General features: G+C 64.5%; 22 protein-coding genes. 13 read left to right on the forward strand and 9 right to left on the reverse strand.

Annotated features, from left to right (window positions below):
* The first annotated feature begins 9 nt into the window (after positions 1 to 9).
* From MO486_RS10535 to MO486_RS10550, 4 genes are read left to right on the forward strand one after another with little or no spacing between them, the layout of a single operon-like run.
* Positions 10 to 570, forward strand: a complete 561-nt coding sequence (locus MO486_RS10535) for a YfiR family protein (RefSeq protein WP_242907257.1) — start codon at positions 10 to 12, stop codon at positions 568 to 570.
* Positions 567 to 2,054, forward strand: a complete 1,488-nt coding sequence (locus MO486_RS10540) for an ATP-binding protein (protein ID WP_242907259.1) — start codon at positions 567 to 569, stop codon at positions 2,052 to 2,054. The genes MO486_RS10535 and MO486_RS10540 overlap by 4 nt, the downstream gene beginning before the upstream one ends.
* Entirely contained in the window at positions 2,051 to 2,488 is a 438-nt protein-coding gene (locus MO486_RS10545; protein WP_242907261.1) for a response regulator, read from the forward strand. The genes MO486_RS10540 and MO486_RS10545 overlap by 4 nt, the downstream gene beginning before the upstream one ends.
* Position 2,489: 1 nt before the next feature.
* The gene (locus MO486_RS10550; protein WP_242907263.1) at positions 2,490 to 5,081 is read left to right on the forward strand and encodes an EAL domain-containing protein; all 2,592 of its coding nucleotides are present in this window, start codon (positions 2,490 to 2,492) and stop codon (positions 5,079 to 5,081) included.
* 73 nt (positions 5,082 to 5,154) lie between these two features.
* Here MO486_RS10550 and glmS read toward each other — a convergent pair whose 3' ends face one another.
* Complete coding sequence (gene glmS, locus MO486_RS10555) at positions 5,155 to 6,984, reverse strand: glutamine--fructose-6-phosphate transaminase (isomerizing) (RefSeq protein ID WP_242907265.1); 1,830 nt, start codon at positions 6,982 to 6,984, stop codon at positions 5,155 to 5,157.
* A gap of 179 nt (positions 6,985 to 7,163) precedes the next feature.
* Between glmS and MO486_RS10560 the strand changes: the two genes are divergently transcribed.
* From MO486_RS10560 to MO486_RS10590, 7 genes are all read left to right on the forward strand, one after another.
* A complete protein-coding gene (locus MO486_RS10560) occupies positions 7,164 to 8,450 on the forward strand; it encodes an HlyD family efflux transporter periplasmic adaptor subunit (protein WP_242907268.1) in 1,287 nt (428 codons plus the stop codon).
* Between the two features lie 2 nt (positions 8,451 to 8,452).
* A complete protein-coding gene (locus MO486_RS10565) occupies positions 8,453 to 8,665 on the forward strand; it encodes a hypothetical protein (RefSeq protein WP_242907270.1) in 213 nt (70 codons plus the stop codon).
* Between the two features lie 129 nt (positions 8,666 to 8,794).
* Complete coding sequence (locus tag MO486_RS10570; protein WP_242907272.1) at positions 8,795 to 9,526, forward strand: ABC transporter ATP-binding protein; 732 nt, start codon at positions 8,795 to 8,797, stop codon at positions 9,524 to 9,526.
* 78 nt (positions 9,527 to 9,604) lie between these two features.
* Positions 9,605 to 10,924: an ABC transporter permease gene (locus MO486_RS10575; protein WP_242907274.1), complete on the forward strand. Its 1,320-nt coding sequence runs from the start codon at positions 9,605 to 9,607 to the stop codon at positions 10,922 to 10,924.
* Between the two features lie 8 nt (positions 10,925 to 10,932).
* A complete protein-coding gene (locus tag MO486_RS10580) occupies positions 10,933 to 12,165 on the forward strand; it encodes an FtsX-like permease family protein (RefSeq protein ID WP_242907276.1) in 1,233 nt (410 codons plus the stop codon).
* 21 nt (positions 12,166 to 12,186) lie between these two features.
* Positions 12,187 to 13,542, forward strand: coding sequence for a sigma-54 dependent transcriptional regulator (locus tag MO486_RS10585; RefSeq protein WP_242907278.1), 1,356 nt, complete (start codon positions 12,187 to 12,189; stop codon positions 13,540 to 13,542).
* 268 nt (positions 13,543 to 13,810) lie between these two features.
* On the forward strand, positions 13,811 to 15,127 hold the full coding sequence (locus MO486_RS10590) for a PAS domain-containing sensor histidine kinase (protein WP_242907280.1): 1,317 nt from the start codon (positions 13,811 to 13,813) through the stop codon (positions 15,125 to 15,127).
* A gap of 62 nt (positions 15,128 to 15,189) precedes the next feature.
* Here MO486_RS10590 and glmU read toward each other — a convergent pair whose 3' ends face one another.
* Complete coding sequence (glmU, locus tag MO486_RS10595) at positions 15,190 to 16,560, reverse strand: bifunctional UDP-N-acetylglucosamine diphosphorylase/glucosamine-1-phosphate N-acetyltransferase GlmU (protein WP_242907282.1); 1,371 nt, start codon at positions 16,558 to 16,560, stop codon at positions 15,190 to 15,192.
* A 67-nt stretch (positions 16,561 to 16,627) separates the two neighbouring features.
* On the opposite strand from glmU, the gene MO486_RS10600 reads away from it, so the two are divergent.
* On the forward strand, positions 16,628 to 18,193 hold the full coding sequence (locus MO486_RS10600) for a glycosyltransferase family 39 protein (RefSeq protein WP_242907285.1): 1,566 nt from the start codon (positions 16,628 to 16,630) through the stop codon (positions 18,191 to 18,193).
* Here MO486_RS10600 and MO486_RS10605 read toward each other — a convergent pair.
* On the reverse strand, positions 18,105 to 19,094 hold the full coding sequence (locus MO486_RS10605) for a glycosyltransferase (protein ID WP_242907289.1): 990 nt from the start codon (positions 19,092 to 19,094) through the stop codon (positions 18,105 to 18,107). The genes MO486_RS10600 and MO486_RS10605 overlap by 89 nt on opposite strands.
* A gap of 107 nt (positions 19,095 to 19,201) precedes the next feature.
* Between MO486_RS10605 and MO486_RS10610 the strand changes: the two genes are divergently transcribed.
* Positions 19,202 to 19,585 (forward strand): GtrA family protein, encoded by a 384-nt coding sequence (locus tag MO486_RS10610; protein ID WP_242907291.1) that lies wholly within the window; start codon positions 19,202 to 19,204, stop codon positions 19,583 to 19,585.
* A 64-nt stretch (positions 19,586 to 19,649) separates the two neighbouring features.
* On the opposite strand, the gene MO486_RS10615 is transcribed toward MO486_RS10610, so the two are convergent.
* From MO486_RS10615 to MO486_RS10640, 6 genes are all read right to left on the reverse strand, one after another.
* Positions 19,650 to 20,075, reverse strand: a complete 426-nt coding sequence (locus MO486_RS10615) for a F0F1 ATP synthase subunit epsilon (protein WP_242907292.1) — start codon at positions 20,073 to 20,075, stop codon at positions 19,650 to 19,652.
* 25 nt (positions 20,076 to 20,100) lie between these two features.
* The gene (gene atpD, locus MO486_RS10620) at positions 20,101 to 21,504 is read right to left on the reverse strand and encodes a F0F1 ATP synthase subunit beta (RefSeq protein ID WP_242907295.1); all 1,404 of its coding nucleotides are present in this window, start codon (positions 21,502 to 21,504) and stop codon (positions 20,101 to 20,103) included.
* Between the two features lie 98 nt (positions 21,505 to 21,602).
* Entirely contained in the window at positions 21,603 to 22,466 is an 864-nt protein-coding gene (atpG, locus tag MO486_RS10625) for a F0F1 ATP synthase subunit gamma (RefSeq protein ID WP_242907297.1), read from the reverse strand.
* Positions 22,467 to 22,579: 113 nt separating this feature from the next.
* Positions 22,580 to 24,130: a F0F1 ATP synthase subunit alpha gene (atpA, locus tag MO486_RS10630; protein ID WP_242907300.1), complete on the reverse strand. Its 1,551-nt coding sequence runs from the start codon at positions 24,128 to 24,130 to the stop codon at positions 22,580 to 22,582.
* 67 nt (positions 24,131 to 24,197) lie between these two features.
* A complete protein-coding gene (locus tag MO486_RS10635) occupies positions 24,198 to 24,725 on the reverse strand; it encodes a F0F1 ATP synthase subunit delta (protein ID WP_242907302.1) in 528 nt (175 codons plus the stop codon).
* Between the two features lie 24 nt (positions 24,726 to 24,749).
* Positions 24,750 to 25,220 (reverse strand): F0F1 ATP synthase subunit B, encoded by a 471-nt coding sequence (locus MO486_RS10640; protein WP_242907304.1) that lies wholly within the window; start codon positions 25,218 to 25,220, stop codon positions 24,750 to 24,752.
* Between the last annotated feature and the right edge of the window lie 42 nt (positions 25,221 to 25,262).

Genomic DNA, 25,262 nt, shown 5'->3' on the forward strand with positions numbered 1-25,262 from the left:
TGTCGATACATGGCCGAACGCCTGCTCGGCGCGTTGGCATTCGTGCTGCTCCTCACCTTCACGTGCCTTGGCGCTGTCCCGGCCAGCACGCAGGCACAGGCGCCCGAGTATCGGGTGAAAGCAGCGTTCGTCTACAAGTTCAGCGACTACGTCGAATGGCCCTCGGAGGCATTCGCCAATCCGAACAGTCCGCTGGTGATCGGCGTTGTCGGTGCCGACACGCTGGCCGACGAATTGGCGCGGATCGCCAGCGGCCGGACAGTCGGCGGTCGACCGGTGGCGGTAAGGAAACTGAGGTACGGCGAGCCGCTGTCCGGCCTGCATGTGATTTTCCTCGGGCAGTCGACCAGCAAACAACTCACCGCCGCACTTGTGGCAAGCAAAGGGCATACCGCGCTGACGGTAACGGAATCGGCGGACGGGATCAGGCTCGGCAGCATGATCAATTTCGTCGTTGAGTCGGACAAAGTCCGCTTCGACGTCGCGCTCGCCTCAGCCGAGGCAAGCCGGTTGAAGATCAGCTCGCGACTACTTGCTGTCGCTCGCAATGTCGTGGCATCGCCGCCATGAGCCTCGAATTTTCCCGCTCGCTGCGTCTCAAATTGATCGGCGTCATCCTGCTGACGACGCTGGCGGCGCTCATCGTCGCTCTCGTCGCGATCATCGCTTACGACCTTCGCACCTATCACCGGAACTGGATCGCCGACGTGACCACGCAAGCCGAGCTGCTCGGCCGTACTTCAGCGTCGGCCATCGCCTTCGATGACCCGCAGGTCGCCAAGGAGAATCTCGAACTGCTGCGCCTTCGCCCTCGGGTGCAAGCTGCGGCGATCTATACCGCGCGTGGTGCGCTGTTTGCCAATTACGTCAAACCGGGCACCAGCCCGGAGTTCCCCAAGGTGCCGGAGGCCGACGGCATGCGCGTCGATGGCCGGTCACTAGTCCTATACAGGCGCATCGTCAGCGACAAGGAGATTCTGGGCACGGTCTATCTCCGAACCGAATACGAAATGCTCACTCGCATCCGCGACTATGTCGGCATTGCCGTAGCCGTCGTGATCATCGCGATGCTGGTGGCCCTGTTCATGTCGACGCACCTGCAGCGGATCATAACGAATCCCATTTTGACGATCGCCAGGATCGCGCGCGAAGTCGTGGAGCAGAGGGACTATTCGCGCCGTGCGAAAAAGATGAGCGAAGATGAAGTCGGCGTTCTGGTCGACTCCTTCAACGACATGCTGGCCGAGATCGAGCACCGCACCGGCGAATTGGAGGTTTCGAACACCGAGATTCTTCGGCTCAATGCTGACCTGGAGGATCGGGTACGCGACCGCACCGCACAACTCGAAGCTGCCAATCGTGAACTCGAAGCATTTTCTTTCTCGGTGTCGCACGACTTGCGCGCGCCGCTGCGACACATCGACGGCTACGCCCACATGCTGAAGGAAGATGCCGGCGACCAGCTCGACGACGACATGCGCCGCTACCTCGATACCATCGGCGAAAGTGCACGGCGGATGGGCATGCTGATCGACGACTTGCTGGCATTCTCGCGCCTTGGTCGCAATCCGGTAACGCGGGTGCCGGTCGACATGAACGCGCTGGCCGACCGGGCGCTCCGGGATGCCGGTGGTAGTCAACCGGGCACTGCGCAGGTATCGCTGGGGCCATTGCCTCCGGTGTACGCGGACCCGATGCTGCTGCACCAGGTGTGGGTGAACCTGCTGTCGAATGCGCTCAAGTACAGCGCAACCCGCGGCGCCAACGCGCGGGTCGAAGTCAGCGGCGAGTCCGACGATACGGTGAATCGCTACATCGTCCGCGACAACGGCGTCGGCTTCGACATGCGCTATGCCGACAAGTTGTTCGGCGTATTCCAGCGCCTGCATTCGCAGGACGAGTTCGAGGGCACTGGAGTGGGTCTGGCCATCGTGCAGCGGATCGTGAACCGCCACGGCGGTCGCGTCTGGGCCGAGGCCAAGCCGGACCATGGCGCCACCTTCACGATCGAACTGCCAAATATCGACGCCAATGCCACGGAGGCGACCGCATGAACTACCAACAAGTCGACATCCTCCTCGCCGAGGATTCCAAGGCGGACGCGGAAATGACCCTGCGCACACTCAAGCGCCGCGGCATTGCCAACAACATCGAATGGGTGCGCAACGGCGTCGAGGCGCTGGACTACCTGCATTGCGAAGGCCGCTATGCGGATCGCCCCAACGGCTATCCGAAACTGGTGCTGCTGGACCTGAAGATGCCAAAGATGGACGGTCTGCAGGTGTTGAAACAGATGAAGGCCGATCCGCGCACCAAGGCCATCCCGGTGGTGATGATGACCTCGTCGCGCGAAGAGGGTGATCTGATCACCAGTTACGAGCTGGGCGTGAACAGTTACGTCGTGAAGCCGGTGGACTTCACCGAGTTCGCCGAAACCGTAGCCCAGGTCGGCATGTACTGGATGATCGCCAACGAGGCGCCAGACTAGCGTGGACGCGGTAGTGCCGCTGAAGGTATTGCTGGTCGAAGATTCATCGGCCGATGCCGAACTCATCCTGCGCGCGCTGCGCGAACTCGCGCGACCCATCGAGCACAAACGCGTCGCCAACAAGGCTGCGTTGGAAACCGCGCTCGCGGAGTTCGGTCCGGATGTCGTCCTAAGTGATTTCTCCATGCCCGGATTCGGCGGTAGCGACGCGCTGCAGATCTCGCAGCAACACGCGCCCGAGATCCCCTTCCTGTTCGTGTCCGGGACCATCGGCGAAGAATGCGCGATCGATGCGCTGCAGCGCGGTGCGGCCGACTACGTACTGAAGGACAACCTGCGCCGCCTGCCGTCGGCGGTGGATCGCGCCATGCGCAGCGCCCACGAGCGCGCCGTGCGCGAACGCATCGAGCTTGCACTGCGCGACAGCGAGGAGCGCTTCCGCACCATCGTTGAAAGCAGTCAGGACTGGATCTGGGAGTGCGACCGTGACACCCGCATCGTTTACAGCAACGGCGCGATCGCGAACATCCTGGGGTACCGACCCCAGGAGCTGATCGGCCGCTGCGCGTCCGAACTGTTGGTGCCCGATGACCGGCTGGAGGTACAACGGCGCGTCCCCACATTGGCTGCCGAGGACCGCGGCTGGCGCCATTGGCGACTGCGCTGGCGTCATCGCGATGGCAGCGTGCGGGTCCTGGAAAGCACCGCCACGCCGAGGCACGACGAAGGCGGCAAGCTCATCGGTTTTCGCGGCGTCGATCAGGACGTCACCGAGCGCCTGCAGCAGGAGATCCGCATCCGCCACCTGGTCCGGATCCATGGCGTGCTCAGCTCGCTGGGCAAGGTCGTCCTGCGGGCGAAGAGCCGCGACGTGCTGTTGCACCAAGTGTGCACCGTGGCCGTGGAAAAGGGCGGCTTCAAGGCGGCCTCGATCGCGGAGGTCAGGGACGGCGCGCTGGTGGTGGTCAGCGCCTATGGCGATGCAGGCGTGCTCGAGCTGATCGACCAGTACAGCGGCGCGTCCCTCGACAGCGACGACATCACGTCCTCGCCCGGCGCGCGTGCCCTGCGGCAAGACGGTAAAGTGATTCTGCGGAACTTCGCTCACGCCGACTTCCTGTCGGAGCAGGCACTGGCGGACGCACGACGTGTGGGAATCGCGGCCAAGGCCGCGCTGCCGATTGGCAATCCGGCCTGGGGCGTGCTGAGCCTGTTCGCGGGGGAAGTGCAGGAATTCGATGAAGAAGAGATCGCCTTGCTCGACAGGCTGGCCAACGAAATCGACTACGCCGTCGACTTCATCGCCAAGAGCGAACGGCTCGAATACCTGGCTTATCACAATCCGGTGACCGGTCTGCCCAACAGAACGGCCTTCCGCGAAAGATTGCTGCCGATGTTGAGAATGGGCCCAGTCGTGGTGGCGGTAATCGATCTTCAACGGTTCGCCTACATCAACGACTCGCGGGGACGGGCGTTCGGCGATGCGCTGCTGCGAGAGTTCGGCCTGCGCCTGGAGGAACTGGCCGAGAACGCATTCGTAGGACATCTGGAGGCCGACGCGTTCGTGCTCGCCTATCCCGCCGAAGCCGACCTGGAAATCGAAAGCCAGCGACTCGATGCGCGCGTGCACGAAGCCGAACAGCGCGCCTACATCGTCCGGGGCGAGGAAGTCTATGTCACGGTGTGCAGCGGCGTCACCATAGGGCCGCTGCACGGCGACGACGGCGAAGTCCTGGAACGCAACGCGATGGCTGCGCTTGCGGAAGCCGGGAAGCGCCACGCACGCACCCATACGTTCGGCGAGCACCTGCGTGGGCTCTCTGCGCGGCGGTTGGAGTTGGAGCACGACCTGCGCCGGGCGATCGATCAGCAGGAATTCGAGTTGCACTATCAGCCCAAGTTCGAAACCCTCAGCCGGCGCATGGTCGGCGCCGAGGCGCTGCTACGCTGGCGGCATCCGCGCACCGGCCTGGTATCGCCGGACGTATTCATACCGGTTCTAGAGGAAACCGGCCTGATCGTGCCGGTGGGGCGCTGGGTGATAGGGCAAGCCCTGGAGACGGCCTTGCGCTGGCGCCAGGAATACCATCCGAGCTTGCGCATCGCGGTCAACGTGTCCGCACGCGAACTGCGGCACACCGACTTCCTCCATTACTGCCGCACGCTGCTGGAACCGCACCTCGTCGATCAGCCGATCGACATCGAGTTGACTGAGAGCCAGCTGATGGATGACGTCGAGCACTGCATGCACCTGCTCGAAGGCCTCCGCGACCTCGGTTGCCGCGTGGCGATCGACGACTTCGGCACTGGCTACTCGTCGCTCAACTACCTGGCTCGACTGCCAGTGGACGATCTCAAGATCGACAAGTCGTTCATCGCGCTGCTGACGCAGAGCCCGGAAACGATGGGCCTGGTCACCAACATCATTACGCTGGCCCATTCGCTGTCGTTGACCGTGATCGCCGAAGGCGTGGAAGAGGAGGAGCAGGCGAAGCTGCTTCGACTGCTGCGCTGCGACACGCTGCAAGGCTATCTGCTGGGTCGCCCGCTGCCAGCGGATCAGTTCGAAGAACAGTTGCTCGCCGTCGCCTGATACACACAGCCCTGTCCTTGGCAGCCCGTCCATGATGCGACGGCGACCCTACCAAAAAACCAGGATCGCGCCCTTATTCGACGGTAACGGATTTTGCGAGATTGCGCGGCTTATCGACGTCGGTGCCGCGCGCCAACGCGGCGTGATACGCGAGCAATTGCACCGGGATGGCATGCACGATCGGTGACAACACGCCGACGTGGCGCGGGGTGCGGATCACGTGCACGCCTTCCGATTCGCCGAAGCGGCTGTCGGCATCGGCGAACACGAACATCTCGCCGCCGCGCGCGCGCACTTCCTGGATGTTGGACTTGACCTTCTCCAGCAGGCTGTCGTTCGGCGCGATCACCACCACCGGCATCGCGCTGTCGACGAGCGCCAACGGTCCGTGCTTGAGTTCGCCGGCCGGATAGGCCTCGGCATGGATGTACGAAATTTCCTTCAGCTTCAACGCGCCCTCAAGCGCGATCGGATAGTGCATGCCGCGGCCGAGGAACAGCGCGTGCTGCTTCGGCGCGAAGCGGTCCGACCAGACGATGATCTGCGGCTCCAGGTTCAGCGCGTGCTGCACACTGCCCGGCAGCTGGCGCAGCGCGTCGAGATAGCCGGTTTCCTGTTCCGCCGAGAGCAGCCCACGCAGTTTCGCGAGCGTGCCGGTGAGCACGAACAGCGCGACCAGCTGCGTGGTGAAGGCCTTGGTCGAAGCCACGCCGATCTCGGCACCGGCACGGGTGTAGTACACCAGCTTGCTCGCGCGCGGAATCGCGCTTTCCGGCACGTTGCAGATCGACAGCGTCTTGTCGTGGCCGAGCGACTTGGCGTACTTGAGCGCTTCCATCGTGTCGAGGGTTTCGCCCGATTGCGAGATGGTCACGATCAGCTGCTTCGGGTTGGCGACGACCTTGCGATAGCGGTATTCGCTGGCGACTTCGACCGAACACGGCACGCCGGCGATCGCTTCGATCCAGTAACGCGCGGTCAGGCCGGCGTAGTAACTGGTGCCACAGGCGAGGATCTGCACGGCTTCGACGTCGCGCAACACCGTCGCGGCGTCGCGACCGAACAGTTCCGGCGTGAAGCCGTTGTTGTCGATCACCGCCTCGATGGTGTCGGCGACGGCGCGCGGCTGTTCGTGGATCTCCTTCTGCATGAAATGGCGATACGGGCCGAGCTCCAGCGAGGCCAGCGACACGTCGGAGACATGCACCTCGCGCTGCACCTCGTTGTCGGCGGCGTCGAACACGCGCACCGCCGTACGGGTGAGCTCGGCGGTGTCGCCCTCTTCGAGGAAGATCACCCGGCGCGTGGACGACACGATCGCGGAGACGTCGGAAGCGATGAAGTTCTCGCCTTCGCCGAGGCCGACCAGGAGCGGACAGCCCACGCGCGCGGCGACCATGCGCTCGGGATCGCGTTTGTCGATGACGGCGATGGCGTAAGCGCCGTCGAGTTCGCGCACGGCCTTCTGCAATGCCACGAGCAGATCATCGCCCTGCGTGCGGTAGTAATGGATCAGGTGCGCGATGACTTCGGTGTCGGTCTGCGACTCGAATTCGTAACCGAGCGCGCGCAGGCGTTCGCGCTGCTCCTCGTGGTTCTCGATGATGCCGTTGTGGACCAGTGCGAGCTCGCCGTGGCTGATGTGCGGGTGCGCATTGCCTTCGGTGACGCCGCCGTGCGTCGCCCACCGGGTGTGGCCGATGCCGAGCGTGGCGGTGAAATGCTCGGCCAGCGCCGCGGCTTCCATTTCAGCGACGCGACCAGTGCGACGCACGCGACGCACTCCGCCATCGACGACCGCGATGCCGGCCGAATCGTAGCCGCGGTATTCCAATCGCTTCAGTCCTTCGATCAGGACCGGGACCACATCGCGATTCGCGATCGCGCCAACGATGCCGCACATGTTCTGCAGATTCCTTGCCAGGCCGGCGCCTAGTGTAGCCGGCACGCCGTCCGCGGACGCCGCAGTGTCCGCGCGGACGCCCTGTCCGCCCACGGCAAACCCATAAGAATCAATCAGTTGAAGTTGGCACGCGCCTTGCTTTACTTCTAGCAAGACCGTACTCGCGCAACAGGACCCGCATGAGCATTCGTGACACTTCCGGACAGGACCGCGTAGTCGCCTCGGCACCCGCCGAAGTGCGGAACCGCAAGCTGCGCCAGCGCCTGCTCGTGACCGCAGGCGGCGGCACTGTGGTGTTGCTCGCGGCATGGCTGATCATCGGTTGGGGCGCCGGCGCGCGTTCGCTCGATGCCTCGCGCGTTCGCATCGCCGAGGTCAAGCGCGGCGATCTGGTGCGCGACATTTCCGCCGACGGCCGCGTGATCGCGGCGAACAACCCGACCCTGTACGCGATCGCCGGCGGCACGGTCACGCTGAAGGTCGTCGCCGGCGATGCGGTGAAGAAGGACCAGCCGCTGGCCGAGATCGACAGCCCGGAACTGCGCAGCAAGCTCGCGCAGGAGCAGGCGACGCTGGCCGGCCTGGAAGCCGAAGTCAGCCGCGCCGGGCTCGATGCACAGCTGTCGCGGGCGAACGCACGCAAGTTGTTCGACCAGGCGCAGATCGATCGCCAGTCCGCGCTGCGCGACCTGGAACGCAACCAGCGCGCCTTCGACGGCGGCGCCGTAGCGCAGATCGACGTGGCGCGCGCCCAGGACAACCTGAAGAAGGCCGATATCGGCCTCGCTCATGCGCGCGGCGACCTCGGCCTGCAGAGCGAAGGCGCGGGCCTCGATACCCGCAACAAGCGCTTGCTCGCCGATCGCCAGCGCGCGGTCGTCGCCGAATTGCAGCGCCAGGTCGATGCGCTGACCTTGCGTGCGCCATTCGATGGCCAGGTGGGCCAGGTCATGGCAGCACAGCGTGCGAATGTTGCAGTCAACGCACCGGTGTTGAGCGTGGTCGACCTCAAGGTGTTCGAAGTCGAGATCAAAGTGCCGGAAAGCTTTGCCCGCGATCTCGCCATCGGCATGCCGGCACAACTCACCGGTTCAAGTGGCACCTTTGCCGCGCAGCTCTCGGCGATCTCGCCGGAAGTGGTCGGCGGCGAAGTCACCGGGCGGCTGCGTTTCAAGGGCAAGCAGCCTTCCGCGCTGCGCCAGAACCAGCGCCTCAGCGCACGCATCCTGCTCGATACGCGCCGCAACGTGCTGATGGTGGAGCGCGGCCCGTTCCTCGAGCAGAGCGGCGGCAACAGCGCCTACGTGATGGATGGCAACAGCGCAGTGAAGCGCGCGATCCGCACCGGCGTCAGCAGCCTCGACGCGGTGGAAATCCTCGAAGGACTACAGGCGGGCGACCGCGTCGTGGTCTCCGGCGCCGACGGTTTCGGCGATGCCGAACGTATTCGAATCTCTGGAGAGTAAACATGAACACCCATTCCTTCCCCTTCGACCTGAGTTGGACGCCGCAAGACCTCGCCGACGCAGTGCCGCTGCGCCTGTCGGAACTGGTCGCCTTCGATGCTGGCGACGTCGATGCAGCCAATGCAGCCGCGAGTGCCCCCATGCGGCGTGACTGGCGTCAGCGCAGTTACCTGCAGGCCGCCGAGTTGCCGGCATTCATCCGCATCCGCCAATGACACTGTTCTCGTCATTCCTGCGAAAGCAGGAATCCAACGACTTTGTCTCTACACGATAAGGCACTGGATCCCTGCTTTCGCAGGGATGACGAGCAAAACAAAACCACATCCCATCCAAGGATCAAAGCCATGCTGGACATGCAAGCCGTCTCCAAGGTCTATCGCACCGAACTCGTCGAAACCCACGCGCTGCGCTCGCTCGACCTGCATGTGCGTGAGGGCGAATTCGTCGCCGTCACCGGTCCGTCCGGCTCCGGCAAGACCACCTTCCTCAACATCGCCGGCCTGCTCGAAGACTTCACCGGCGGCACTTACAAACTCGATGGCGAGGACGTTCGCGGCATGTCCGACGATGCCCGCAGCAAGCTGCGCAATCGCAAGATCGGTTTCATCTTCCAGAGCTTCAACCTGATCCCCGACCTCAACCTGTTCGACAACGTCGACGTGCCGCTGCGCTACCGCGGCATGACCGCTGCCGACCGCAAGCAACGCATCGAGCAAGCGCTGGCGCAGGTGGGCCTGGGTTCGCGCATGAAGCACTACCCGACGGAACTCTCCGGCGGACAGCAGCAACGCGCCGCGATTGCGCGTGCACTCGCCGGCAGTCCGCGCCTGCTGCTCGCCGACGAACCCACCGGCAACCTCGATTCGCAGATGGCACGTGGCGTGCTGGAACTGCTCGAGGAGATCAACGCCAAGGGCACCACCATCGTGATGGTCACCCACGACCAGGAACTGGCCGCACGCGCACAACGCAACGTGCACATCGTCGACGGCATGGCTACCGATCTCTCGGTCGAACCGAGCCTGATCCGCGCGCGTGACCTCGCTGCGGCCGAATCCAACGCATCGATCGCGTAGGGCGGGTCTTGACCCGCCTTCCTGCAAATCGATGAATCAAAAAAGCGGCGGGTCAAGACCCGCCCTACGGAGACCAGGATGTTCGCTTATTACCTCGATCTCGCCCTGCGCAGCTTCCGCCGCAACAAGGTGCTGACCGCGCTGATGGTGCTGGCGATCGCGCTCGGCATCGGCGCCAGCATGACCACGCTCACGGTGTTCCATGTCCTGTCCGGGGATCCATTGCCGGGCAAGAGCAGCACGCTGTTCTACCCGCAGATGGACCCGACGAGCATGGATGGCTACGTTGCGGGCGAAGAACCCGACAGCCAACTCACCCGCTTCGATGCCGAAACCTTGTTGCGCCAGGCGCGGGGCGATCGCCAGGCGTTGATGACGGGCGGTGGCGTGGGCGTGCAACCGCAGAAGCAGGGGCTGTCGCCGTTCGCGATCGAGGCGCGCTACACCTCCGCCGATTTCTTCCCGATGTTCGATGCACCGTTCCTCCATGGCAACGGCTGGAGCAAGACCGAGGACGAACGTCGCGATCGCGTCGCCGTCATCACCAAGCCGCTCAACGACAAGTTGTTCGACGGCGGCAACAGTGTCGGCAAGTCCGTGCGACTCGACGGGACCGACTTCCGCATCGTCGGTGTCGTCGCCGACTGGCGGCCGACGCCGAAGTTCTACGACCTCAATTCTGATCGCTACGGCGAGGTCGAACAGGTTTTTCTGCCCTTCTCCACCTCGCGCGACCTCAAGATGGGGCGTAACGGCAGCATGAACTGCTGGGACGCCGGCGACGACGCCGAAGACGATCCCGAAGGCGAAACCGGCGTCAACGCGCCCTGCACCTGGATGCAGTACTGGGTGCAACTCGACACGCCGGAAAAAGCCGAGGCCTACAAGAAGTACCTCACCAACTATTCCGACCAGCAGCGTGCGAGCGGCCGCTTCCAGCGTCCGACCAACGTGCGCCTGCGCAACCTGATGGAATGGCTGGACTTCAACGAGGTCGTGCCGAGCGACGTACGCCTGCAGGTGTGGCTGGCGTTCGGGTTCCTGCTGGTCTGCCTGCTCAACACCGTCGGCCTGCTGTTGGCGAAATTCATGCGGCGCAGCGGCGAAATCGGCGTACGTCGCGCGCTCGGGGCGTCCCGGCGCTCGATCTTCGCCCAGTGCCTGATCGAAGCGGGCACCGTCGGCCTCGTCGGCGGCATCCTCGGGCTCGGACTCGCAGCGCTCGGCCTATGGGCGGTGCGTCAGCAACCCGCCAGCTATGCCGATCTTGCGCAACTCGACCCGGTGATGCTGTTGACCACGTTCGTGCTTGCCGTGGCTGCAAGCGTGCTGGCCGGGCTCGTGCCCGCCTGGCATGCCTGCCAGGTCACGCCCGCCATCCAGCTCAAGAGCCAGTGAGGCCTGTCATGCTTGATATCCGCCCCATCCTGTCGACCCTGCGTCGCCACAAGACCGCCTCCGCGCTGATCGTGCTTGAGATCGCATTGAGCTGCGCCATCATCTGCAACGCCCTGTTCCTGATCGGTGGTCGCCTCGAGCGCATGGAGCGCGTCAGCGGCATAGCCGAGAATGAAATGGTCCGCGTGTACATGACGGGCATCGGCAACGACGACAATGCCACTGCGCTGACCAAGAGCGACCTCGCCGCGCTGCGTGGCCTGCCTGGCGTGAAGTTCGCCTCCGCCGCCAACCAGATCGTCTACGGCAACGGTTCCTGGAACAGCTCGGTCAACCTCACCAAGGACCAGACGCACCAGACGCTGAGCTCGACGATCTACATGGGCGACGAACAACTGCTCGACACCATGGGTCTTAACCTGGTGGCAGGCCGACGCTTCACGCCCGACGAGTTCGTCGAATGGGATGCACTTGCCGCGCCCAACAGCAAGGTCCAACCGCGGAGCGCGATCATCACCCGCAGCATGGCCGAGAAGCTGTTCCCGGGACAGAATCCGGTCGGCAAGCAGTTCTTCAGCTGGGGCGACGATCCGACCACCGTCGTGGGCATCGTCGAGCACCTGGTCCGCCCGAACGAACAGGGCGGTCCGACGGCGCACGAATACTCGATGCTGCTGCCGGTGCGCGTGCCCTACACCGTCGGCGGCAACTACCTGCTGCGCGTCGAGGACCCGGCACTTCGCAGCGAGGTACTGAAGGCGGCGGTCGCAACGCTCCAACGCAACAATCCCAATCGCATCATCCTCGAGCAGCAGACGTTCACTACCCTTCGGGAACACTATTACCGCCAGGATCGGGCGATGGCCTGGTTGCTGGTGGCGGTGTCGATCGCACTGCTGGTCGTCACCGCGCTCGGCATCGTCGGCCTCGCCAGCTTCTGGGTGCAGCAGCGCACCAAGCAGATCGGTGTGCGGCGCGCGCTCGGGGCAACCCGCGGACAGGTCCTGCGCTACTTCCAGACCGAGAACTTCCTGCTCGCGACCATCGGAATCGTCATCGGCATGCTGCTCGCCTACGGCATCAACCAGTTGTTGATGGGCAAGTACGAATTGCCGCGGTTGCCGCTGCTGTACCTACCGGTCGGCGCGGTGGTCCTGTGGTTGCTCGGACAACTGTCGGTGCTGGGTCCGGCGCGACGTGCCGCGGCGGTGCCGCCGGCAGTGGCTACACGCTCGGTTTGAGGAAGCAGGTAACCTTGCACGATGCCGACGATCCTGGTCATTGATGACAACCCCGCGGTTGCGACCGCACTGGAAACCCTGTTCTCGTTGCAGGCATTGACCACGCTGGCGGCATCGACGCCGCAGCGTGGGCTGGCCCTGCTCGAACGCGAACAGGTCGATCTCGTCGTGCAGGACATGAACTTCCAGGCCGACACCACGTCGGGCGAGGAAGGCGTGGCGCTGTTCGGCGAGATCCGCGCGCGCTTTCCGGACCTGCCCGTCGTACTGCTGACTGCATGGACGCACCTGGAAAGCGCGGTCGACCTGGTCAAGGCCGGCGCCGCCGATTACCTCGCCAAACCGTGGGACGACCGCAAGCTGCTGGCGACGGTCAACAACCTGCTGGAACTGTCGGAGACGCGGCGCGAACTCGCACAGGTGCGCGCAGGCGAGCGCCGACGCCGCGACGAGCTCGCACGCGACTTCGACCTGCGCGGCTACGTGTTTGCCGACGCCGCGAGCGAACGCGTGCTGTCGCTGGCGTGCCGGGTCGCGCGCTCGGAACTGCCGGTGCTGATCACCGGCCCGAACGGCGCGGGCAAGGAGAAGATCGCCGAGATCGTGCACGCCAATTCGACGGTCAAGGATGGCCCGTTCGTCGCGCTCAACTGCGGTGCACTGCCGGGGGAGTTGATCGAGGCCGAGTTGTTCGGCAGCGAGGCCGGCGCGTACACGGGCGCCCAGCGCGCGCGCGAAGGCAAGTTCGAAGCGGCCGATGGCGGCACCCTGTTCCTCGACGAGATCGGCACGTTGCCGCTGGCCGGACAGGTCAAGCTGCTGCGCGTGCTCGAAACCGGCCGCTTCCAGCGTCTTGGCAGCAACAAGGAACGCCAGGTCAGCGTGCGTGTGCTCAGCGCCACCAATGCCGACCTGCCCGCGCTGATCCGTGCAGGACACTTCCGCGAAGACCTGTTCTATCGCCTCAATGCGATCGAACTGCAGTTGCCGCCGCTCGCCGAACGCCGCGACGACATCCTGCCGCTGGCACGGCATTTCCTGCCCACGGGCAAACGCCTGACGGAAGATGCCGAGCGTGCGCTGCTGGCACATCGCTGGTCCGGCAACGTGCGTGAGTTGCGCAACGTGGTGCAGCGCGCTGCACTGCTTGCACGCGATGCGACGATCACCGCCGAAGCGCTCGGTTTGCCGACATCGACGCCGACCAATGGAAACCACGTCGTGTTCGACGAACCGGACCGCGTTGCGATCGAGGCTGCATTGCAACGTAATGGTGGCGTACTGGCACAAGCCGCGAGCGACCTCGGCCTGTCGCGGCAAGCGCTATACCGCCGATTGGAGCGCCTGGGCATCAAGCGCGACGAAGGCCGGGACTAGGGCCTGTTAACACTTATGGAGCATGCCGCGTTGTTTCCCAACGGTCGTCAGGTGGTGTTGCACCGCGCAGCGCCTTGCCGCCTGCAAGGTCAAGCGGTGCGGCGCCGCATGGCGGCCGTTGGGAAACAACCCAAAGGGCCGGGCCTGAAGCCGCGCGGTGCCGCGTCATCGCTCGGTTGCGTATCGACATACGCGCCCTCACTCTTCCTTGCCCCGCGCGGCTTCAGGCCCGGCGCGGCATGCTCCATAAGTGTTAACAGGCCCTAGCATGCGCTGGCGTCAACGGCTGCCGTTAAGCCTGCAATTCAGCGCGGTCGCGCTGGGTTACATGGTGCTGGCCGCGGTCTTGACCCTGTTGCTCTCGCAATGGCTCGCCAACCGCTGGCTCGCCGCGGCCATCGCCGTGGTGGTCTTGCTGCCGTTGCTCGTCTATCACGTCAGCCGCGCTTTCGCGCCGATGCATTCGCTGTTCCGCGCGCTCACAGGCACGGTCAGCAGTTATCGCGACGGCGACTACAGCTTCGGCCTGTCCTGGGACGGCGGCGGTGAACTTGGTGCACTCGTTGCCAGTCACAACGCCCTCGGCGATGCACTGCGCGACCAGCGCCTGGCACTGGTGCAACGCGAACTGCTGCTCGACACCATGGTGCAGAACACGCCGGTGGCGATGCTGCTGGTGGATCCGGGACGCCACATCGTCCATGCCAACATCGCCGCACGCAAATTGCTGGGCGAGGGCCACAAGCTCGAGGGACACGCCTTCGACGCGCTGCTGCAAGCCGCACCTGCTGCCATGCAGCAAGCGTTCGCCAATGGTGGCGACGGCATGTTCAGCGTCGGCGATGAAGACGACGAGGACATCTACCATCTCTCGCGCCGGCAATTCCGCCTCAACGGACGCCGCCACGAACTGATCCTGCTGCGCCAGCTCACCGCCGAGCTGCGCCGACAGGAAGTGCATACCTGGAAGAAAGTGATCCGGGTGATCAGCCACGAACTCAACAATTCGCTCGCGCCGATCGCCTCACTGGCGCATTCCGGCGCCGAATTGTTGCGTCGTGGCCAGCTCGAGCGCTTGCCGGTCGCGTTGTCCACGATCGAGGAACGCGCGCGCCACCTCGAAGGCTTCATCCGCGGTTATGCCCGTTTCGCCAAGCTGCCGGCACCTCGCTATGAACCCGTCGCGTGGCCGCGCTTCATCGAGCAGTTGCGCGGACAAGTCGCGTTCGCGTTCGATGGCCCGGTTCCAGAAGGCAACATCCGCGTCGATGCCGCGCAGTTGGAGCAGGCGTTGCTGAACCTGCTCAAGAACGCCCACGAGTCCGGCTCCGGACCGGAGCACGTGCAACTCGCGTTGCGGCGCCTGCCCGATGCCTGGCGGATCGATGTACTCGATCGGGGCCAGGGCATGAACGCCGCGGTGCTCGCCAATGCACTGCTGCCCTTCTATTCGACCAAGCGCAACGGCACCGGCCTGGGGCTGGCGCTGGCACGCGAGATCGCCGAAGCACACGGCGGCCGCATCGCCCTGCTCAACCGCGAGGGTGGCGGATTGTGCGTGAGCCTGACGCTGCCTACGGCTTAGATGTGCAGATCCAACCAGGCCGAAGCAAACACCATGTACTAAACAGCACCGGCGCCGTAGCGCTATTTCGGCGTCTTCACCGGCCGCTGCCATCCTTCGATGGTTTGCTGGCGGCCGCGCGCGACGGTGAGCTTGCCTTCCGGCGCCGGCTTGCTGATCACGGAACCGGCGCCGATCGTCGCGTTCCTGCCGATCGTCACCGGCGCCACCAATGACGAGTTCGACCCGATGAAAGCGCCATCCTCGATCGTGGTCGTGCTCTTGTTCACGCCGTCGTAATTGCAGGTGATCGTACCAGCGCCAACGTTGACGCCTGCGCCGATCACGGCGTCGCCAAGATAAGCGAGATGGTTGGCCTTGCTGCCGACGCCGAGCTGCGCGTTCTTGGTCTCGACGAAGTTGCCGATGTGCACGCCATCGGCAAGCACGGTACCGGGACGCAAGCGCGCAAACGGGCCGATCAGTACCGCGCCTTCGCTTCGCGCACCGTCGAGATCGCAATGGGCGCGCACTTCGGTGCCCGCAGCGAGTCTGACGTCCTTCAAGCGGCAAAACGGGCCGATGCGGACGCCATCGCCGAGCTCGACCCGGCCTTCCAGCACCACGTCGACATCGATCTCGACATCGCGGCCGACCGTGACCGTGCCGCGGATATCCAGCCGGGCCGGATCCACCACGCGTGCGCCCTGCAGGCATAGCGCGCGCGCGCGGCGCAGCTGGAGCGCACGTTCGAGTTGCGCGAGCTGCCACGGATCGTTGGCGCCTTCGGTCTCCATCGGGTCGGCGACCTGCACGATTTCGGCCGCGCTGAACTCGGCGGTGGCCATGGCGAAGATATCGGTGAGGTAGTACTCGCGCTGCGCGTTGTCGTTGGAAAGGCCATTGAGCCAACGCTTCAGCGCCGTCGCTTCGGCGGCGATCACGCCGGTGTTGATCACGCGGATGCGACGTTGTTCTTCGTCGGCGTCCTTCTGCTCGACGATCGCGGCGACGCGGCCTTCGGCATCGCGCAGGATCCGGCCGTAGCCGTCGGGGCTCGCCGGTTCCGCGGCCAGCACCGCAAGGCGGCCCGGTGTGGCGAGCAGGCGCTGCAGGGTTTCCGGCGTGATCAACGGGACGTCGCCGTACAGGACCAGCACCTGGACGCCGTCGGGTACGTTCGACATCGCCTGCTGCACGGCGTGGCCGGTGCCGAGTTGCTGCGCCTGTTCGGCCCACTGCAGATCGGTCTGCTCCTCGAATGCGGCGCGCACTTGTTCGCCGCCGTGGCCGAAAACCACATGGATGCCAGCCGGGTGCAGTGCGCGCGCAGTGTCGATCACCTGTGCCAGCATCGGTCGACCGGCGATCCGTTGCAGCACCTTCGGCAACGCCGATTTCATGCGTTTGCCTTCGCCGGCGGCGAGGATGACAACGTGGAGAGGAGCAGTCATGCGAGCCTCGGCGATATGCCTCGCGGGTGTCTGCGACAATCTTAGCAACCCCCGACACGTCGCCCGCATGAACCCTTCGCTGCCGGCCAGGCTATTTTCCCTCCGCAGCTGGATCGTGGCGTTGAGCATCGCGCTGCCGCTGCTTGTGCTCGTTCGCCAGGGACAGGACGCGAACTGGGATCTGCGCAACTACCACCTCTACAACCCGCACGCGTGGTTACACGGGCGCCTGGCGATCGACATCGCCCCGGCGCAGCTGCAGAGCTGGCACAACCCGTTGCTCGACCTTCCGTTTTACCTGATGGCGCAAGCCGGCTGGCCCGGCTTGGTGGTCAGCCTGTGGCTGACTTTGCCCTTCATCGTCTCGTTGTACTGCCTGCTGCGTATCCAGCAGCGCATGACCGGCGGCGGCGCAACCCGGATCGGAGCCGTTGCGCTTGCCGCGATCGCGATCACCGGGGCTGCCACCCACCCTTCGCTGGGCACTACCCTCAACGATGGCTTCGTCGCGGCCGTAGCGATGGCGAGCTTGTTCCTGCTGTTGCGTCGCGACGCGCCGAAGCCCAGCGATTGGCTGTGGGCGGGCGTGCTGGGCGGTGCGATGGCCGGTCTCAAACTGACTGCGGCGATCTATTGCCTGGGCCTGGCCGGCGCGGCGTTGGTCGCGTGCCGTTGGCAGGACGCGCCCAAACGATTGGCCATGCTGATGCTGGGCGGTATCGCCGGGTTCATCCTGACCTATGGCTATTGGGGATGGACCGTGCAGCAGATGCATGGCAATCCGATGTTTCCTTACTTCAACCAGATATTCCATTCGCCCGGCGCATTGCCGACCGCGCACGCGGACGCCCGGTTCCGTCCGCAAACCCTGATTGACGCCTTGCTGACGCCATTCCGGTTGTTGCAGATGTCGAATCGTTACTCCGAACTTGAATTGCGCGATCCGCGCCTGCTGACCGGCATCGTCTGCTTCCCACTGCTGTTGTGGCTGGGCAAGCACTGGCCAGAGCACAAGGAGAAGCTGCGCATGCTCGCGGCGTTCTTCTTCGTCTCGCTCGTGGTCTGGCTGTACCTCTACGGCATCTACCGCTACGCCCTGCCGCTCGAGATGCTGGCGGCGTTGCCGTTGGTGTTGCTGCTGCAGCGGCTTCCGCAACCATGGGCACGCATCGCGCTGATCGTGGCGGCGTTGGCGTTTGTCAAAGTCACCATCCGTCCGGACTGGAACCACACCCGCTTCACCACGCCCATGGTCCAGGTCGACATGCCCACGTTGCCGGTTGGATCGATGCTGGTCGTCAGCAGCCAGGAGCCGCTCGCTTACGCGTTGCTCGCCATAGCCGATGACGTTCCCGTCGTCTCCATCTACAACAATTTCATGATCCCGGAGCGTTGCACCGGCCTGCAGGCGCAGGCAGAGCGACGGATTGCCTCGCACCAGGGGCCGCTATGGCTGTTGCGCACGCCATCGGAAGCCGACGACGTGGGCGAAACGATCGCGCGGCAGTACGGGTTGACGAGTGCCGGCTGCCAGCAGGTGCCGACTAGCCTTGGCGAGTTGCGACTGTGCCGGTTGCAGCACCGGCCGGCTCCGATTGCATGCCAGGTCCCCGCGCCAGCACCTGGTCGGTGATCAGGCGTAGCAGTTCCTGGCTACGGCGGTTGACCGTGTCGAGGATCAGGCCCGTGGCCAACGACAGCATGCCCGCCAGGACCAGGGCCACCGCGAGCACCGCGGTCGACGGATGGGTGACCGAACCGGTCAGGGCGAATTCGCGCACCACGAAGGCGCCGAAGGACAGTCCCGCCGCCATGCAGGCCATGGCGATCGCGCCGAAGAAGAACAACGGACGATAGTCCTTGTACAAAAACAGGATCGTGCGCAGGACGCGCAAACCATCGCGGTAGGTATTGAGCTTGGAATAACTGCCTTCCGGCCGCGATCCGTATGCGACCGGCACTTCCCGCATGTGCAATCCCTGCGCCAGGGCGAAGACGGTCATCTCGGTCTCGATTTCGAACCCGTGCGACAGCACCGGCATCGACCGCACGAAGCGCCTGCTGAAGGCGCGGTATCCGGACAGGACATCGGCCAGCGAGGCATTGAACAGGCGCGATATCACCGCGCGTACGAGCCGGTTCCCGATGCCATGGAAGCGACGGAATGCACGCGCATCATGGTCTTCCAGACGCGTGGCCACCACCATGTCGGCGTCGCCGGAAAGGACGGGCTGCAGCAGCAGCCGGGCGCTGTCGGCCGGATAGGTGTCATCGCCATCGACCATCAGCAGCACGTCGGCGTCGATCTCCCGAAACATCCACCGCACCACATGCCCCTTACCCTTGCTGGCGACGGTATGCACCCGTGCACCGGCTTCGCGCGCGCGCGCAGCCGTGGCATCCGTGCTCGCGTTGTCGAAGACATGGATCGTCGCCTCCGGCAGCGCGGCGCGAAAATCAGCGACCACCTTGGCCACGGTCTGTTCTTCGTTGTGGCACGGGATCGCGACGGCGATCGAAGCAATGGAGGCCATGTCGGATCCTGCTTGGGTGCGAGTCATTATCCGTTATCCGTTGGCGGGCGGTGCACTGGTAGCATTCCCGCGGACATGATTGCCCCATACGAACAATGGACGACGCCATGAGCCTGGGCCGACAGGGCAGGAACTATCTACTGCTCGGCGGTTTGCAGTGGCTGGTGGATTGTGCCGTGATGATGGCATTGAGCCATGCCGGCATGCCGGTGGAACCCGCCAACATCGCCGGCCGCATCAGCGGTGCGCTGCTCGGTTACTGGCTCAACGGCCGCATCACCTTCGCCAGCGAGCACAATACGCTCGGCCGCACGCAGTTCATGCGTTTCCTGGCGATGTGGCTCTGCACGACCGCGATCAGCACCTCGGCCCTGGGCGTCATCGATGACCTGGCGGGACTGAAATGGGCCTGGGTCGCGAAGCCGGGATTGGAAGTGTTGCTGGGCGCCCTCGGATTCGTGATCTCGCGGCACTGGGTCTACCGACGCTGAGATACGAATAAAAACGCCGGCGCGAGGCCGGCGTTTTTATGTACATCGCCGCGGTAGCGGGGGCTCAGTGCTTCATGCTCTTGCGCAAACGCTCGAGCGCCTGCAGCTGCACCAGGCTCATGGCCAGCTGTGCTTCGGCTTCCTGCGCGCTCATCTTCGGATCCTTCTGCGCCAGTACGCGTTCGGCTTCGGCCTTGGCGGCAAGCACTGCGGCTTCGTCGATATCCTGCGCACGCACGGCGGTGTCGGCCAGCACGGTCACGACCTGCGGCTGCACCTCGAGGATGCCGCCGGAGATCGCGAAGTCGAGCTTCTCGCCGCCCGGCAGCGTGACCACGACCTTGCCCGGCTTCAACCGGGTGATCAGCGGTGCGTGCTTCGGCGCGATGCCGAGTTCGCCGAGCTCGCCAGTGGCGACGACCAGTTCCGCCTCACCGTGGAAGATCTCGGCTTCGGCGCTGACGATGTCGCAACGGATTGTGGATGCCATGGTGATTCCTCGGTAAGGCGATCGATCAGCCGGTGATCTTCTTGGCTTTCTCGATGGCCTCTTCGATGCCGCCGACCATGTAGAACGCCTGTTCCGGCAGGTGGTCGCATTCGCCGTCGACGATCGCCTTGAACCCGCGGATGGTGTCCTTCAGCGCGACGTACTTGCCCGGCGAACCGGTGAAGACTTCGGCGACGTGGAACGGCTGCGAGAAGAAGCGCTCGATCTTGCGCGCGCGCGACACGGCCTGCTTGTCTTCTTCCGACAGCTCGTCCATGCCGAGGATCGCGATGATGTCCTTCAGTTCCTTGTACTTCTGCAGCGTGGCCTGCACGCGGCGCGCGGTCTCGTAGTGTTCGTTGCCGATCACGTTCGGATCGAGCTGGCGCGAGGTGGAGTCGAGCGGGTCGACCGCCGGATAGATACCGAGCGAAGCGATGTTACGGCTCAACACGACGGTCGCGTCCAAGTGCGCGAACGTGGTCGCCGGCGACGGGTCGGTCAGGTCGTCCGCGGGCACGTACACGGCCTGGATCGAGGTGATCGAACCGGTCTTGGTCGAGGTGATGCGTTCCTGCAGCACGCCCATTTCCTCGGCGAGCGTCGGCTGGTAACCCACCGCCGACGGCATGCGGCCGAGCAGCGCCGACACTTCGGTACCGGCCAGCGTGTAGCGGTAGATGTTGTCGACGAACAGCAGCACGTCCTTGCCCTTGCCCGACGCGTCCTTCTCGTCGCGGAAGTACTCGGCCATGGTCAGGCCGGTCAGCGCGACGCGCAGGCGGTTGCCCGGCGGCTCGTTCATCTGGCCGTACACCATCGCCACCTTGTCGAGGACGTTGGAGTCCTTCATCTCGTGGTAGAAGTCGTTGCCCTCGCGGGTACGCTCGCCCACGCCGGCGAACACGGACAGACCCGCGTGCGCCTTGGCGATGTTGTTGATGAGTTCCATCATGTTGACGGTCTTGCCCACGCCGGCGCCGCCGAACAGGCCAACCTTGCCGCCCTTGGCGAACGGGCACATCAGATCGATGACCTTGATGCCGGTCTCGAGCAGGTCGTTGGCCGAGGACTGTTCCTCGTACGACGGAGCGGAGCGGTGGATTTCCCAATGATCCTTCGCATCGACCGGGCCGGCTTCGTCGATCGGCCTGCCGAGCACGTCCATGATGCGGCCCAGCGTGCCGGCGCCGACCGGCACCGAGATGCCCTTGCCGGTGTTGTTGGCAACGAGGTTGCGCTTGAGGCCGTCGGTGGAACCGAGCGCGATCGTGCGCACGACACCGTCGCCGAGCTGCTGCTGCACTTCCAGCGTGATCTCGGTGTTGTCGACCTTCAGTGCGTCGTACACCTTCGGCACGCTCTCGCGCGGGAACTCGACGTCGACGACCGCGCCGATGATCTGAACGATCTTGCCCTGGTTGCTCATCACTGTTTCCTCAGACTCTTTAATGCTGCTTTTTGTGGGAGCGACGTGAGTCGCGAAAGCAATCGCGACTCACGTCGCTCCCACAGGAGTGGTTAGGTTTAGACCGCCGCGGCGCCGCCGACGATTTCGGAAATTTCCTGGGTGATCGCCGCCTGGCGAGCCTTGTTGTAGACCAGTTGCAGCGTGCCGATCAGCTTGGTGGCGTTGTCCGACGCCGACTTCATCGCGACCATGCGCGCGGCATGCTCGGAGGCGACGTTTTCCATCACCGCCTGGTACACCAGCGACTCGACGTAGCGGGTCAGCACGTGCTCCAGCACCGCCTGCGCATCGGGTTCGTACAGGTAATCCCAGTCGTGGTGCGCGATCGTCGTCTCCGCGGCCGGCAACGGCAGCAGCTGATCGAACGTCGCGCGCTGGGTCATGGTGTTGACGAAATCGTTGTAGGCCAGGAAGACCTTGTCGACCTTGCCGGCGCTGTACGCATCGAGCATGACCTTGATCACACCGACCAGTTGCTCGACATGCGGCACGTCGCCCAGATGGGTGACCGACGCGAGCATCTCGACCTTGATCCGGCGGAAGAACACCGAAGCCTTCTGACCGATGGTGACGACGTCGACTTCGACGCCCTGCTCCTGCCACCTGCGGAACTCGCCCAGCAGCTTGCGGAACAGGTTGTTGTTGAGTCCGCCGGCCAGGCCGCGGTCGGATGACACGATGATGTAGCCGACGCGCTTGGTTTCGGCGCGTTCGACCAGGTAGGGATGCTTGAACTCGGAATTGGCCTGCGCCAAGTGTCCGATCACCTGCTTCATCGCGCGCGCATATGGGCGCGACGCCTTCATCCGATCCTGCGCCTTGCGGATCTTGGAGGCCGAGACCATCTCGAGCGCGCGCGTCACCTTGCGGGTGTTCTGCACGCTCTTGATCTTGGTTTTGATTTCTCTGCCGCCGGCCATGTCTTTTCTCGTGTAGGGCGGGTTTCAACCCGCCGTCTCGATCTGTATTTCTTCGCGATGGCGGGTCAAGACCCGCTTCGCGTCGTCAGGGCGGGTCAAGACCCGCCCTGCGGTCACCAGGTACCCGTAGCCTTGAACTCGGAGATGCCCTTCTTGAAGGCGCCTTCGATGTCGTCGTTCCAGTTGCCGGTGCTGTTGATCGTGTTGAGCAGGTCGCCGGTGGTATTGGCGAAGTGCGCGTGCAAGGCGGCTTCGAAGGCGCCGATCTTGTTGACCGGCACGTCGTCGAGGTAGCCCTCGTTGACCGCGTAGATCGACAGCGCCTGCAGCGAAATCGGCATTGGCGCGTACTGCTTCTGCTTCATCAGCTCGGTGACGCGCTGGCCGCGCTCGAGCTGCTTGCGGGTGGCTTCGTCCAGGTCCGAGGCGAACTGCGCGAACGCAGCGAGCTCACGGTACTGGGCGAGCGCGATACGGATGCCGCCCGACAGCTTCTTGATGATCTTGGTCTGGGCCGCACCACCGACGCGCGACACCGAGATGCCGGCGTTCACGGCCGGGCGGATGCCGGCGTTGAACAGGTCGGTCTCGAGGAAGATCTGGCCGTCGGTGATCGAGATCACGTTGGTCGGCACGAACGCCGACACGTCGCCGGCCTGGGTTTCGATGATCGGCAGCGCGGTCAGCGAACCGGTCTTGCCCTTCACCGCACCGTTGGTGAATTTTTCGACATACGCCTCGGACACGCGCGATGCGCGTTCCAGCAGGCGGCTGTGCAGGTAGAACACGTCGCCCGGATAGGCTTCGCGGCCCGGGGGGCGCTTGAGCAGCAGCGAGATCTGGCGGTAGGCGACGGCCTGCTTGGACAGATCGTCGTACACGATCAGCGCGTCTTCGCCGCGGTCGAGGAAGTACTCGCCCATGGTGCAGCCCGAGTAGGCGCTGATGTACTGCATCGCAGCCGACTCGGAAGCGGTGGCGGCGACGACGATGGTGTGGGCCATCGCACCGTTCTCTTCCAGCTTGCGCACGACGTTGGCGACCGAAGAAGCCTTCTGGCCGATCGCGACGTACACGCACTTAATGCCGGCGCCCTTCTGGTTGATGATCGCGTCGATCGCCAGGGCGGTCTTGCCGGTCTGGCGGTCGCCGATGATCAGCTCGCGCTGGCCGCGACCGATCGGGATCATCGCGTCGACGGTCTTGTAGCCGGTCTGCACCGGCTGGTCGACCGACTTGCGCCAGATCACGCCCGGGGCGACGCGCTCGACCGGCGCGGTCAGCGAAGCGGTGATCGGACCCTTGCCGTCGATCGGCTCGCCGAGTGCGTTGACGACGCGGCCGCAGAGTTCAGGACCGACCGGCACTTCGAGGATGCGGCCGGTGGTCTTGGCCACGTCGCCTTCGCGCAGGTGCTCGTAGTCGCCGAGGACCACGGCGCCGACCGAGTCGCGCTCCAGGTTCAGCGCGAGCGCGAACGTAGCGTTCGGCAACTCGATCATTTCGCCCTGCATCACATCGGCGAGGCCGTGGATGCGCACGATGCCGTCGGACACCGAGGTCACGGTGCCTTCGTTGCGTGCTTCGGCAGCGAGCTTGACCTTCTCGATGCGGTTCTTGATCAGTTCGCTGATTTCGGAAGGATTGAGCTGGGTGGTAGCCATGGGTGGTTCCCTATGTGCCGACGTTGCCGCCGGCGTGTGCAAATGAATTCTGTTTTTAAAAATGCAATCAGTTAGCTAGTGCGGACTGCAGGCGGCCGAGCTTGCCCTTGAGCGAGCCGTCGATGACGACGTCGCCAGCATCGATCACCGCGCCGCCGATCAGGCTTTCATCGACGGCCGTCTCGAGCTCGACCTCGCGGCCGAAGCGCTTCTTCAGCGCAGCCTTGATGGTGTCGAGTTCGCCGGCCGGCAATGCCGTCGCCGAGGTCACCCTCGCCTTCACGACGCGCTCGGCTTCGAAACGCAGCTCGTCGTACAGACCGGCGATTTCCGGCAGCAGGGCGAGACGACGGTTGTCGGCGAGCAGCGCGAGGAAGCGACCGAAGTTTTCGTCCGCGCCGTCCGGCGACAGCAAGGTCACCGCATCGGCGTGGGTCAGCTTCGGGTTGCCGAGCAGCGTCTGCACCTGCGGATCGACAGCGACGCGCGCAGCAAAGCCGAGCGCGTCCGACCATGCGGCGAGCTTGCCGGCGTCGCGCGCGAGCGAGAACCCGGCACGGGCGTAGGGGCGGGCGAGGGTCAGGGCCTGGCTCATCGTGATGCTCCTAAAAGGCCCGTTTTAGAGCTGCGCGGCCAGTTCGTCGATCAACGCCTTGTGGGCGTTGGCGTCGATCTCGCGCTTGAGCAGCTTTTCGGCACCGCTGACCGCGAGCGCGGACACCTGCTTGCGCAGGTCTTCCTTGGCACGGTTGGCGGCGGCAGTGATCTCGGCCTCGGCCAACGCCTTCTGCCGGTTGGCTTCGGAGATGGCGTCGTTCTTGGCCTGGTCGATGATCTGATTGGCGCGGTGATGCGCCTGATCGATGATCTCGTTGGCCTTCACGCGGGCGTCCTTCAACGCCTCGTTGACCTTGTCCTGCGCCTGCGCCAGGTTCTTCTGCGCGTTGTCGGCAGCGGCGAGGCCTTCAGCGATCTTCTGCTGACGCTCCTCGATCGCCGACATCAACGGCGGCCAGATGAACTTGACGGTGAACCAGATGAGGATCGCGAACGAGATCATCTGGCCAAGCAGGGTGTAATTCAGATTCATGTCGTGACCTGCAAATCGGGTGGCGCCGCGGCAGCACGCCGC

It is taken from the genome of Lysobacter sp. CFH 32150 (assembly GCF_022758295.1).
Lineage (GTDB): Bacteria > Pseudomonadota > Gammaproteobacteria > Xanthomonadales > Xanthomonadaceae > CFH-32150.

Coding starts and splice junctions, on each gene's coding strand:
- MO486_RS10585 (WP_242907278.1), top strand. CDS start 12,187: ATGCCGACGATCCTGGTCATTGATGACAACCCCGCGGTTGCGACCGCA.
- glmU (WP_242907282.1), bottom strand. CDS start 16,560: ATGACTGCTCCTCTCCACGTTGTCATCCTCGCCGCCGGCGAAGGCAAA.
- MO486_RS10545 (WP_242907261.1), top strand. CDS start 2,051: ATGAACTACCAACAAGTCGACATCCTCCTCGCCGAGGATTCCAAGGCG.
- MO486_RS10575 (WP_242907274.1), top strand. CDS start 9,605: ATGTTCGCTTATTACCTCGATCTCGCCCTGCGCAGCTTCCGCCGCAAC.
- atpA (WP_242907300.1), bottom strand. CDS start 24,130: ATGGCTACCACCCAGCTCAATCCTTCCGAAATCAGCGAACTGATCAAG.
- MO486_RS10600 (WP_242907285.1), top strand. CDS start 16,628: ATGAACCCTTCGCTGCCGGCCAGGCTATTTTCCCTCCGCAGCTGGATC.
- MO486_RS10535 (WP_242907257.1), top strand. CDS start 10: ATGGCCGAACGCCTGCTCGGCGCGTTGGCATTCGTGCTGCTCCTCACC.
- atpG (WP_242907297.1), bottom strand. CDS start 22,466: ATGGCCGGCGGCAGAGAAATCAAAACCAAGATCAAGAGCGTGCAGAAC.
- glmS (WP_242907265.1), bottom strand. CDS start 6,984: ATGTGCGGCATCGTTGGCGCGATCGCGAATCGCGATGTGGTCCCGGTC.
- MO486_RS10610 (WP_242907291.1), top strand. CDS start 19,202: ATGAGCCTGGGCCGACAGGGCAGGAACTATCTACTGCTCGGCGGTTTG.
- MO486_RS10615 (WP_242907292.1), bottom strand. CDS start 20,075: ATGGCATCCACAATCCGTTGCGACATCGTCAGCGCCGAAGCCGAGATC.
- MO486_RS10640 (WP_242907304.1), bottom strand. CDS start 25,220: ATGAATCTGAATTACACCCTGCTTGGCCAGATGATCTCGTTCGCGATC.
- atpD (WP_242907295.1), bottom strand. CDS start 21,504: ATGAGCAACCAGGGCAAGATCGTTCAGATCATCGGCGCGGTCGTCGAC.
- MO486_RS10565 (WP_242907270.1), top strand. CDS start 8,453: ATGAACACCCATTCCTTCCCCTTCGACCTGAGTTGGACGCCGCAAGAC.
- MO486_RS10605 (WP_242907289.1), bottom strand. CDS start 19,094: ATGGCCTCCATTGCTTCGATCGCCGTCGCGATCCCGTGCCACAACGAA.
- MO486_RS10560 (WP_242907268.1), top strand. CDS start 7,164: ATGAGCATTCGTGACACTTCCGGACAGGACCGCGTAGTCGCCTCGGCA.
- MO486_RS10590 (WP_242907280.1), top strand. CDS start 13,811: ATGCGCTGGCGTCAACGGCTGCCGTTAAGCCTGCAATTCAGCGCGGTC.
- MO486_RS10580 (WP_242907276.1), top strand. CDS start 10,933: ATGCTTGATATCCGCCCCATCCTGTCGACCCTGCGTCGCCACAAGACC.
- MO486_RS10540 (WP_242907259.1), top strand. CDS start 567: ATGAGCCTCGAATTTTCCCGCTCGCTGCGTCTCAAATTGATCGGCGTC.
- MO486_RS10635 (WP_242907302.1), bottom strand. CDS start 24,725: ATGAGCCAGGCCCTGACCCTCGCCCGCCCCTACGCCCGTGCCGGGTTC.
- MO486_RS10570 (WP_242907272.1), top strand. CDS start 8,795: ATGCTGGACATGCAAGCCGTCTCCAAGGTCTATCGCACCGAACTCGTC.